The organism is Citreimonas sp. (genome assembly GCF_042096055.1).
Taxonomy (GTDB): domain Bacteria; phylum Pseudomonadota; class Alphaproteobacteria; order Rhodobacterales; family Rhodobacteraceae; genus Citreimonas.
Map to the genome: position 1 here is coordinate 1 of NZ_JBELMH010000108.1, position 8,180 is coordinate 8,180.

The 8,180-nt window shown below is 69.5% G+C and carries 11 protein-coding genes; 8 read left to right on the top strand and 3 right to left on the bottom strand.

Annotated elements, in window-relative coordinates:
• The 6 genes from ACFDTC_RS16385 to ACFDTC_RS16410 all read left to right on the top strand — a co-directional run.
• On the top strand, nt 1-305 hold a 305-nt coding region (locus ACFDTC_RS16385), incomplete at its 5' end, for an NUDIX domain-containing protein (protein ID WP_375259955.1).
• A 61-nt stretch (nt 306-366) separates the two neighbouring features.
• On the top strand, nt 367-1,518 hold the full coding sequence (locus tag ACFDTC_RS16390) for an alkane 1-monooxygenase (protein WP_375259956.1): 1,152 nt from the start codon (nt 367-369) through the stop codon (nt 1,516-1,518).
• A 91-nt stretch (nt 1,519-1,609) separates the two neighbouring features.
• Nucleotides 1,610-2,530, top strand: a complete 921-nt coding sequence (locus tag ACFDTC_RS16395) for a manganese-dependent inorganic pyrophosphatase (protein ID WP_375259957.1) — start codon at nt 1,610-1,612, stop codon at nt 2,528-2,530.
• Nucleotides 2,531-2,600: 70 nt separating this feature from the next.
• Entirely contained in the window at nt 2,601-2,990 is a 390-nt protein-coding gene (locus tag ACFDTC_RS16400) for an STAS/SEC14 domain-containing protein (RefSeq protein ID WP_375259958.1), read from the top strand.
• A gap of 73 nt (nt 2,991-3,063) precedes the next feature.
• Nucleotides 3,064-3,936, top strand: coding sequence for a TIGR01459 family HAD-type hydrolase (locus ACFDTC_RS16405; protein WP_375259959.1), 873 nt, complete (start codon nt 3,064-3,066; stop codon nt 3,934-3,936).
• Nucleotides 3,937-4,028: 92 nt separating this feature from the next.
• Nucleotides 4,029-4,472 carry a MaoC family dehydratase gene (locus ACFDTC_RS16410; protein WP_375259960.1) on the top strand — a complete coding sequence of 148 codons (444 nt, stop codon included), beginning with the start codon at nt 4,029-4,031 and terminating at the stop codon, nt 4,470-4,472.
• Nucleotides 4,473-4,586: 114 nt separating this feature from the next.
• Here the strand turns inward: ACFDTC_RS16410 and ACFDTC_RS16415 are convergent, their stop codons facing one another.
• Complete coding sequence (locus ACFDTC_RS16415; protein ID WP_375259961.1) at nt 4,587-5,618, bottom strand: NAD(P)/FAD-dependent oxidoreductase; 1,032 nt, start codon at nt 5,616-5,618, stop codon at nt 4,587-4,589.
• 45 nt (nt 5,619-5,663) lie between these two features.
• Here ACFDTC_RS16415 and mnmD point away from each other — a divergent pair, with 45 nt between their 5' ends.
• Both mnmD and ACFDTC_RS16425 read left to right on the top strand, forming a co-directional pair.
• Complete coding sequence (mnmD, locus tag ACFDTC_RS16420; RefSeq protein ID WP_375259962.1) at nt 5,664-6,374, top strand: tRNA (5-methylaminomethyl-2-thiouridine)(34)-methyltransferase MnmD; 711 nt, start codon at nt 5,664-5,666, stop codon at nt 6,372-6,374.
• 12 nt (nt 6,375-6,386) lie between these two features.
• Entirely contained in the window at nt 6,387-7,259 is an 873-nt protein-coding gene (locus ACFDTC_RS16425) for a DMT family transporter (RefSeq protein ID WP_375259963.1), read from the top strand.
• A gap of 5 nt (nt 7,260-7,264) precedes the next feature.
• Here ACFDTC_RS16425 and ACFDTC_RS16430 read toward each other — a convergent pair whose 3' ends face one another.
• Both ACFDTC_RS16430 and ACFDTC_RS16435 read right to left on the bottom strand, forming a co-directional pair.
• Nucleotides 7,265-7,561 (bottom strand): hypothetical protein, encoded by a 297-nt coding sequence (locus tag ACFDTC_RS16430; protein WP_375259964.1) that lies wholly within the window; start codon nt 7,559-7,561, stop codon nt 7,265-7,267.
• Nucleotide 7,562: 1 nt separating this feature from the next.
• Nucleotides 7,563-8,180 (bottom strand): acyclic terpene utilization AtuA family protein (locus tag ACFDTC_RS16435; RefSeq protein WP_375259965.1); only part of this gene is annotated, 618 nt, incomplete at its 5' end.

Here is an 8,180-nt window from a genome sequence, read left to right on the forward strand (position 1 = left end):
ACGGCGCCTGGCTGCTCGAGCGGCGCCCCGACAAGGGCCTGCTGGGCGGGATGCTGGGCTGGCCGGGCAGCGACTGGTCGGACGCGCCCACCCCGGCGCCTCCGATTCGGGCAGAGTGGCGCACCCTGTCCGAGGAAGCGCGCCACACCTTCACGCATTTCCACCTTCGGCTGGTGGTGAAGACCGCGCTGGTGCCGATGGATCGGTCGCCGACGCGCGGAGAATTCATCGAATTGCCCGATTTCAGCCCCGCCGATCTGCCAACCGTGATGCGAAAGGCATTCGACCTTGCGTCACGCGGCTGATCGCCGCTTGGGCGTAGGCGTGATCCGGTCGTAGGATCGCGAAGGGCTTCCGGAGGTTTTGATGAGCGACGCGACACCCGTCTCGAGTACACCCGACCTGGCGCGGCTGACCGCGGTCGCCCCCTTCGCGCTGTCGCTGATGCTGATCCCGATGGTCTGGGTCGCGGCCTTTTGGGGCGGCTGGTGGATCGCCCTGCCGATCGTGTCGACGTGGTACCTGTTCTCGATCCTCGACGCGGCGCTGGGGCTGAACCAGGACAATGCCGACCCGCAGACGCCCGACGACCAGCTGCGGCTTTACAAGGCGATCACCGCCGGATGGGTGCCGCTGCAGGTGCTGAGCCTGTTCGGCCTGGTCTGGTACGTCTCGGGCGCCGCACACCTCAGCGGCTGGGAGAAGGCCGGCGTGTTCTTCGGCGTCGGCGTGATGACCGGCACCGTCGGCATCACCTACGCGCACGAGCTGATGCACCAGCGCAACCGGCTGGAGCGTCGGCTGGGCGACCTGCTGATGGCGATGGTGCTCTATTCGCATTTCCGCTCGGAGCACCTGCTGGTGCATCACCGCTATGTCGGCACCCCGCGCGACCCGGTCAGCGCGCGCTACAACGAGGGCTTCCACCGATACTATCCGCGCGTGCTGCGGCAATGCCTGGTGTCGGCCTTCCGGGCCGAGGCGGCGATGCTCGCCCGCAAGGGCCTGCCGTGGTGGCACCGGTCGAACCCGTTCTGGACCTACTGGGCGCTGCAGGCGGCGGCCTTGGCGCTGGCGGCGATCCTTGGCGGCTGGACCGGCCTAGGCCTCTTCGCGCTGCAGGCCGGCGTCGCGGTCTGGCAGCTGGAACTGGTGAACTACGTCGAGCACTACGGCCTGACGCGAAAGCACTTGGGCGAGGGCAAGTACGAGCACGTGCAGCCGCGCCATTCGTGGAACGCCTCGCACCGCGCATCGAACTGGCTGCTGATCAACCTGCAGCGCCATTCCGACCACCACTACAAGCCCGACCGCCGGTTCCCGCTGCTGCAGACCTACCCCGAGGACGAGGCCCCGCAATTGCCCTACGGCTACCCGGTGATGACCATGGCGGCGATGGTCCCGCCGATCTGGCGTCGCGTGATGAACCCGCGCGTGCGGGCCTGGCGCCGGCGCTTCTACCCCGAGATCAGCGACTGGACGCCCTACAACAAGGCGGCGACGCCGCTGCCGCGCTAGCCCGCCGCACCGCCCCACGTGCCGTGGTGACAATCGCGGCGGCCCTCGCTAGAAGGCGCGCGACAGATCCAGCCAACGTACGAGGGTTCTCATGACGATCCAGGTTTTCGGCCACAAATCCCCTGACACCGACAGCACCGGCAGCCCGATCATCTGGGCGTGGTACCTGAACAAGATCAAGGGCGAGGACGCCAAGCCGGTCCTGCTGGGCGAGCCCAACACCGAAGCCGCATTCATGCTGTCACACTGGGGTCTCGACAAGCCCGAGATCATCGAGGATGTGGCCGAGGACGCGCCCGTCGTGATCGTCGACACTAACAACCCCGCCGAGCTGCCCAAGTCGATCAACAAGGCCGACATCCGCGGCATCATCGACCACCACAAGCTGGTCGGCGGGCTGGAAACCAAGGGCCCGATCGACATCCGGATCGAGCCGCTGGCCTGCACCGCGACCATCATGTGGAAACTGATCGGTGACGACCTCGCCCAAGCCCCGCGCGAGATCAAGGGCGCGATGCTGACCTGCATCCTCTCCGACACGCTGGAATTCCGCTCGCCCACCACCACGCAGGAGGACGAGGCGATCGCGCACGGCCTGGCCAAGGACCTCGGCGTCGACCTCAAGGATTTCGCCCAGCAGATGTTCGCCGCGAAATCCGACGTCTCGGCCTTCTCGGACGCGGAACTGCTGCGCATGGACAGCAAGGAATACGCGGTCGACGGCACGAAATTCCGCGTCTCGGTGCTGGAAACGACGGCGCCCGACATGCCGCTGTCGCGCAAGGACAGCCTGATGGAAACGATGAAGACCGTCGCCACCGAGGACGGCGTGGACGAGGTGCTGCTGTTCGTCGTCGACATCCTGAACGAGGAAGCGACCCTGCTGATCCCGAACGACCGGGTGAAGTCCGTGGCCGAGAAGAGCTTTGGCGCGAAAGTCGAGGGCGACACGGTCGTGCTGCCCGGCGTGATGAGCCGCAAGAAGCAGATCATCCCCAACCTCAAGGTCTGACCCAGGCCTCCGGCCCCGGGGAACATCGCACCCGGGGCCGCGTTCCCTTCGCGCAAGCGAGGAGGACGCCATGCTGAACACCGCCACCATCACCGAATTCGACACCGCGCTGCCGAAGACCTACGGCTTCCGCATCACCGGCAAGGTGACGCGCGACGACATGGCATCGATGGCCGAGCGGATGCTCGCCGCGTTCGACGCGCACGACAAGGTCGACATGCTGCTGGTCTTCGAGACGACCGAGACCTCGGAAACCGGTGCGTCGCTGTCGATGGACGCCATGAAGGCGCAGTTCGAATCCCTGTCGAAGGTGCGCAACTACGTCGTCGCCAATGCGCCCGGCCAGGCCGGCGGCATCGTCGAGACGATGGGCAAGATCATGCCCGTCGAGGCGCGCGCCTTCGACACCGAGGCCGCCGCGCTCGAATGGTTGCGCGCGCAGCCCGCGCCGGGGGCCTGATCGCGCGGAAAGGCTGGCAACGGCCGCGCCGCCGGGCCATAGCTGGGCCGATGCCCCAGAAGGAACCCGGCCCATGACGCAGATCATCTCCGCCCTATCCGACGTGTCGCATGATTACGACGCGCTGTTCGTCGATCTCTGGGGCTGCGTGCATGACGGCGTGCAGGCGATCCCCTCGGCGGTCGCGGCGCTGCAGGAGTACCGTGCGAACGGCGGGACGGTGATCCTGCTGACCAACGCGCCCCGCTCGCGCCACGAGGTCGCGCGCCAGATCGAGCGCTTCGGCGTGCCCGACGACGCCTGGGACGACATCGCCACGTCCGGCGATTCGGCGCGCGCGGCGATGTTCACCGGCGCGGTCGGCCGCAAGGTGTGGTTCATGGGGCAGGACCACGACCTGCCGTTCTTCGAGCCGCTGAAGCTGGTGACCGACCCGGTCGCGATCGAACGCGTCGAACTGGAAGAGGCCGAGGGCATCGTCTGCTGCGGCCCGTTCGACCCGCATGCCGATCCCGCCGACAACCGCCCGCAATTCCTGCTGGCCAAGCAGCGCGGCCTGAAACTGCTTTGCGCGAACCCCGACATCGTCGTCGACCGCGGCGAGGCCCGCGAATGGTGCGCGGGCGCGCTGGCGCAGCTCTACACCGAGATGGGCGGCGAGAGCCTGTATTTCGGCAAGCCGCATCCGCCGGTCTACGATCTTGCGCGGCGGCGGCTGGCGGATCACGTCGGCCACGTCGCCGACGGCTCGATCCTGGCGATCGGCGACGGCCCGCAGACCGACGTGCTGGGCGCCATGGGCGAGGGCATCGATTCGCTGTTCATCACCGGCGGGCTCGCGCGGCAGGAAACCGGTACGCAGACCGACCCGGATCCGGACGCGCTGGAGCGCTACCTTGCCGCCGAAGGCGTCGCGCCGACCTTCTCGATCGGACGCCTGCGCTGAGCTTCGCGCTTGACTTTCTGCGCCCGCGAGGTAATTAAATTACGCAGTAGGCTTATCAAGCGCCTTTTAATTACCTTGTCATGGAGGGCGACATGCTGGACTCCCTGCCGCGCGGCACGATCTGCATCGAGGACATCGAGATGGGCATGGCCCGCCACGTGCAGAAGCAGGTGACCGAGCAGGACATCGAACTGTTCGCCCGGATCTCGACCGACCGGAACCCGGTCCACCTCGACGAGGAGTACGCCCGCGACACGATCTTCGAGGGGCGCATCGCGCACGGCATGCTGACCGCCGGGCTGATCTCGGCCGTGATCGGCGAGCAGCTGCCCGGCCACGGCTCGGTCTATCTGGGCCAGTCGCTGCGCTTTCTCGCACCGGTGCGCCCCGGCGACATGGTCCGCGCCGAGGTCACCGTGACCGGGATCGACATCGCCAAGCGTCGTGTGACGCTCGACTGCGCGTGCACGGTCGACGGCAAACCCGTCCTCGTGGGCGAGGCGACCGTCCTCGCCCCCAGCCGCCTCGAAGCTTGATCCACGCAGGCGCGGCGCCGTCCGGGCGCGATCGGGCGCCGCCCCGAGGTTTCTGCCGAAGGCAGGGGCCGAGTGGTCCGCGCGCGCCGGCAGGCGCGCTCCGCTCGGAAACTTTCAGGACAGGCGGAAGCCCTCGGGGATCGTGTCGCGGTCTTCCAGGACCAGCGCGGCCATGACCTCCGCCACCTTTGGCGCCATGCCGAAGCCGATCTTGAATCCGCCATTGGCCACGAAATGCCCCGGCCGCCCGGGCCGGGCGCCCAGAAGCGGCGCGCGACTGCGGGCCCGCGGCCTCACCCCCGCCCAGCGCGCGACCACCTCGGCCTGCGCCAGCGCCGGCACCGCCGCCCGCGCCCGCGCGATCAGCGCGTCGCATTGCCCGTCCGTGGTGTCTGGCGCGTCGAAGTCCCTCTCGGACGTCGACCCGACCGCTAGCGTGCCGTCCGCATGCGGCACCAGGTGCAACCCGTCCACGAACAGCTGCGGCGCGTCACCGGCGTCGAAGGCCAGCAAGGACGCCTGCCCCTTGACCCCGTCGCCCACCTTGCGTCCCAGCGCCTCGCCCAGATCCAGCAGGCCGCGCCAGCCGGTGGCCCAGACCACAGCGCCCTCGTCCAGCGCCTCGGCCACAATAGATACGCCGCGCGCCTCCAGCGCCGCGACCAGCGCCTCGCAGGCCTGTCGCGGGTGCAACCGCGCGCTGAGCGTGTCGCGGATCAGCCAGCCGGTCGGGGTCTCCGGCACGAAGGCCCCCGCATCCGTCGCTCGGATCACCTCCCACACCGCCTGCCCCCGCCACAGCGCGGCCGCCCCGTCGGCGCGGGCGCGGGCAAGCGTCAGCGCTGCCTCGTCCGCCACGGGCTGCAGGCGCCCGGTCCGGGCATAACCGGCGCTCACGCCGCCGGCCGCCTCGACGCCCTGCCAGAACGCGCCGGCCATCAGCAGGCTGTCCAGCTGGAAGGCCTTCTTCTCGTTCCAGTTCTCGGGCACGTGCGGCGCCAGCGCGCCCACCACGCCGCCCGACGACCCTGAGGCGGGGCCGAACGGATCCACGACGCGCACGCGCGCGCCCTGCTGTACGCAGGACCAGGCGATCGACAGGCCGAAGATGCCCGCCCCGCGCACCGTCACGTCCACCCTTGCCATCGCCCGCGTCCCCCGGCATTGCCCGTCTCCGAACCGGGGGCCGTGATGCCAGAAAACCGCGACACCGACCAGACCGATCCCGCCGAACCGGCCGACGCCGGCCATCCCGTCGACTGGCGCGCGGCCGTGCCCGTGTCGCTGCCCTTCGACGATCCGTTCTTTTCGCTCGAGGACGGGTTGGCCGAGACGCGCCACGTCTTCCTGCAGGGCAACGGCCTGCCCGAGCGGTTTCGCGACGGCTTCCATATCGCCGAGCTGGGTTTCGGCACCGGTCTGAACCTGCTGACCGCCCTGCACGCCTGGCGCGCGGCCGGGGCGCCGGGGGCGTTGCGCTTCACCACGTTCGAGGCCTATCCGCTGGCGCCCGAGGCGATGATCCGCGCGCAGGAAGCCTTTCCCGCGCTGGCCGATGTGGCCGAGGATCTGCGTCCCTTCTGGCGCGAGGGCGCACGCCGGATCACGCGGCCCGATCTCGACTTCACCCTGATCGAAGGCGACGCGCGCGACACGCTGCCCGCCTGGGACGGCCGCGCCGATGCCTGGTTCCTCGACGGCTTCGCGCCCGCGCGCAACCCGCAGCTCTGGGGCGAGGCGCTGATGGCGCAGGTCGCCGCGCACATGGCGCCGGGCGGCACGGCAGCGACCTATTCCGCCGCCGGCCACGTGCGCCGCGCCCTGGCCGCGGCGGGGCTTGAGGTGGCCCGCGTGCCCGGATATGGGCGGAAACGTCACATGACGGTGGCGCGCAAGCCCTGAAGGACCCCTCTTATGGCGCAGCAGGACACGAGGCTGGGCATCCTTCTGATGGTGGCCACCACCATGGTCTTCGCCCTGCAGGACGGTATCTCGCGCCACCTGGCGTCGGAATACAACGTCCTGATGGTGGTGATGATCCGCTACTGGTTCTTCGCCGCCTTCGTGATCGCCATCGCCACGCGCAAGGCCGGCGGGCTGCGCGCCGCCGCGGCCACGCAGCTGCCCTGGGTGCAGGCCTTCCGCGGCGTGCTTCTTGTGGCCGAGATCAACGTCATGGTGCTGAGCTTCGTCTACCTCGGCCTCGTGGAAAGCCACGCGGTCTTTGCCGTGTACCCGCTGCTGGTCGCGGCCTTGTCGGGGCCGGTGCTGGGCGAATTCGTCGGCTGGCGGCGCTGGACCGCGATCGCGCTGGGCTTCGTCGGCGTGATCATCATCCTGCAGCCCGACGAGGGCGTATTTTCGCCCTACGCGGTGATCCCGCTGATCGCGGCGCTGATGTTCGCGCTCTACGGCCTGCTGACGCGCTACGTGGGGCGGGTCGACAGCGCCGCCACCTCGTTCTTCTGGACCGGGACCACCGGGGCCGTGGCCGCGACCCTGATCGGCATCTGGTATTGGGAGCCGATGATCCCCACCGACTGGCTGTGGATGGGCGCGCTGTGCATCACCGGGGCGAGCGGGCATTTCCTGCTGATCAAGACCTACGAGGTGGCCGAGGCGAGCGCGGTACAGCCCTTCGCCTACCTGCAGCTTCCCTTCGCGGCGGCGCTGGGCCTGGTCGTCTTCAACGAGACGCTGCGCACCAACGTGGCCATCGGCGCCGGGCTGATCGTCGCCGCGGGCCTGTTCACCCTGTGGCGCGCGCGGCAGACCCGCACGGGCTGAGCGCGCTAAAGGGTCACGTCGAGAAGCGTGGCACCCCGGCACTTGCCATGAGCGTCCAGCGCCAGCGACCGCGTCACCCCGCCCGCCAGGGCCTGCCGGATCACGAAGTTCAGCGCGTGCAGCCCCGGCAGCTCATAGCGGCTGACATGGCCGGGCGCGGTGCAGAGATGCTCGGCCACACAGGCCGCGGTCAGCGCCTGCTGCAGAAGCGGCCAGTCTTCCGGCCGGTAGGCGATCACCGCGATGTTCGTTGTGTCGCCCTTGTCGCCCGTACGGGCATGGGCAATGTCGCGCAGTTTCATCTTATGCCTCGACCATGTGGAAGGACTGCGACACCAGCGCCGCAGGCAACAGTCCGGAGGCGATGCCGATGACCTCGCGGATGCGGCCCGTCACGCCGCCGCCGCCCGAGGGGCCGCAGAGGTAAAGCCCCTCGACCTCTTCGGCAACGCGCGCGGCGGTGTCGCGGGTGCGGCAGCGGGCGGCGTAGCGCATGCGGATCTCGGGCGGTTCGGGCCGGTCGCGCGTGACAGCTCCCGAGACCGAGTCGTAGCCGATCAGCTCGCCGCGATGCTCGTCGATCTCGCCGCCATGCGGCGCAAGCCGCGCGCCCACGATGTCGATCGCAAGCCGGCCGCGCGCGAGGCATCCCGGCCCGGCGTACGAAATCTGCCCCTCGCCGATCCAGCCGTCGCGGTAGCCCGCCGCGACCTTGAGGCTGCCCGTCGCCGGGTGCCCCGCGCCGCCGGTGACGGCCACGCGGTCGGGGCCGACCTGTTCGAAAGCCACGCCGGTGAAGTCGGCCACCACGTCGGGCTGCAGGTAGGCAGCGGGGTCGTGGATCTCGTAGAGAAGCTGCTCGGTGCAGGTGGCGCGGGTCACCATGCCGCCGGTGCCCGGAAGCTTCGTGATCACGGCGTT

Coding starts and splice junctions, on each gene's coding strand:
- ACFDTC_RS16405 (WP_375259959.1), top strand. CDS start 3,064: ATGACGCAGATCATCTCCGCCCTATCCGACGTGTCGCATGATTACGAC.
- ACFDTC_RS16390 (WP_375259956.1), top strand. CDS start 367: ATGAGCGACGCGACACCCGTCTCGAGTACACCCGACCTGGCGCGGCTG.
- ACFDTC_RS16400 (WP_375259958.1), top strand. CDS start 2,601: ATGCTGAACACCGCCACCATCACCGAATTCGACACCGCGCTGCCGAAG.
- ACFDTC_RS16395 (WP_375259957.1), top strand. CDS start 1,610: ATGACGATCCAGGTTTTCGGCCACAAATCCCCTGACACCGACAGCACC.
- ACFDTC_RS16425 (WP_375259963.1), top strand. CDS start 6,387: ATGGCGCAGCAGGACACGAGGCTGGGCATCCTTCTGATGGTGGCCACC.
- ACFDTC_RS16430 (WP_375259964.1), bottom strand. CDS start 7,561: ATGAAACTGCGCGACATTGCCCATGCCCGTACGGGCGACAAGGGCGAC.
- ACFDTC_RS16415 (WP_375259961.1), bottom strand. CDS start 5,618: ATGGCAAGGGTGGACGTGACGGTGCGCGGGGCGGGCATCTTCGGCCTG.
- mnmD (WP_375259962.1), top strand. CDS start 5,664: ATGCCAGAAAACCGCGACACCGACCAGACCGATCCCGCCGAACCGGCC.
- ACFDTC_RS16410 (WP_375259960.1), top strand. CDS start 4,029: ATGCTGGACTCCCTGCCGCGCGGCACGATCTGCATCGAGGACATCGAG.